This window comes from Niallia sp. Sow4_A1 (genome assembly GCF_052116745.1).
GTDB classification, from domain to species: domain Bacteria; phylum Bacillota; class Bacilli; order Bacillales; family Cytobacillaceae; genus Niallia; species Niallia hominis.
Genome location: NZ_JBQKKM010000114.1, coordinates 1 through 1,580 on the forward strand (window position 1 = coordinate 1; position 1,580 = coordinate 1,580).

General features: G+C 35.3%; 1 protein-coding gene. It reads right to left on the minus strand.

Going from position 1 to position 1,580, the window contains the following annotated elements:
• Positions 1-114: 114 nt before the first annotated feature.
• Positions 115-1,428, minus strand: a complete 1,314-nt coding sequence (locus ACTQ5K_RS25370) for an IS1380 family transposase (RefSeq protein ID WP_016205278.1) — start codon at positions 1,426-1,428, stop codon at positions 115-117.
• Between the last annotated feature and the right edge of the window lie 152 nt (positions 1,429-1,580).

A 1,580-nucleotide genomic window follows, 5' to 3' on the forward strand; every position in this document is an offset into this window, starting at 1 on the left:
TCTAACCTTTAAAATCTAATTAATTTATTTCCCATTGGAAATGTCCTATTTTTAGGCAGACTTCTCCCCTTAACTGAAATTTAAATTTTTTTCAGTTGGTAAAACCAAGTTAAGCTACTCAATCTGGAGTTTTTGTATTTGACCCAATACGTTCCAAAAGAATTTCTGATAGACAAAACTTGATGACAATTTAAAGTAATAAGATCTACCTGATTTCACTAGTTTACTGGCAACTTTAATAAGCCTTGTACGTATGGTATCAATTTGCATCATCTTTTGACCTTGTGGAAAGCAAATGGTTCGTAACCAATTCGTTAAATTATAAGCAAGCAGGCTTAGCATCATTTTTACCGTGTTGACTTGAAAAGAATGACTATTCATGTGATCCAAATAAAAGCCATTCTTTGATTCCTTGATATAGTTCTCCATCGTTCCTCTTTTTTGATAAGCTCGTACGATGTCTTTTGGAGAAGCTATTTCAAAATTTGTAACAAAAAAGGAATGGGCAAAAAGTAATTCACCAGCTGGTCGTACCGATTGGATAATCACTTTTCTTGGTTTCGACCATGACTTGGCTTGATAAGTGGCTTCTTCAAAATAGCGCTCTGTTTCTGAAACATCTCGTGGTGCAGAAGAAGGATGGTATTCTTTAGCAAGACTTTGTAATTGTAGGTTAGATTTTAATCGGATCACATATAAAACGGATTCCTTTTCACACAATTCGTACAAGTCGGGGACGGCAAACCCACTGTCTCCACGAAGGAATAAATTCGTTTCAGGGAACTTTTGGTTGTAGTGTTCAATTAATGGCTGAATAAACTCAACAATACCATTTGAAGTATATACATTTCCGGGACGAAGCTTCGCTTTAAGAAAGTCACCTGTAGCACCATCAAAAGCAACCAATGGATGAAAACCCATTGTTCCATAATGCGTATTGTAGGAAGAATCCTCTTGATTTCCATAAGTATCAGAATGGGTTGAATCCAAATCGATAAATAAAGCTTCGGACCCCCGAAATGAATGGATTTTATCAAGTAATTCTTGGTTTGCTTGATTTAAATGATCAATAGACTCTTTATCAAAACGTGTGTAAAAACGAGATAAACTCGGTTGTGAAGCGAGCGCTGGCGTTCCTATGATTTGGGTGAAAACTGGATCTTTCGTTAAATGATCAGCTGCATCATCCTCGGAATAGCCCGCAATCATTTGATAAATCTTTTGACGTAATAAGTTCTCGTTTGAATGGAGGTAATAGGCCCTAGAATCGTTTAACCTCAAATGGTTTTCTAGTGTTTTTGAAAATCCAATTTTCTCATCGAATTCCCTAAAAAGAAATTCACCAGTATCGGAGGACAGATCCCCTCCATCATTTGACAATTTAATTTTGCGATTGAAATCAAGGGTAATTTGCGGTAAAGTAGCCATTATAAGAATCCTTTCTGTGGTTATTTCGTCGTTGTTTTAACCTTATCAGAAATGGATTCTTTTTTCATTTATCAAGTGAATTAACATTTAACAAAAAAGCTTATTGGAATAACGATTGTAACCAATTAATGATTTTCTATGAATAATTCAGG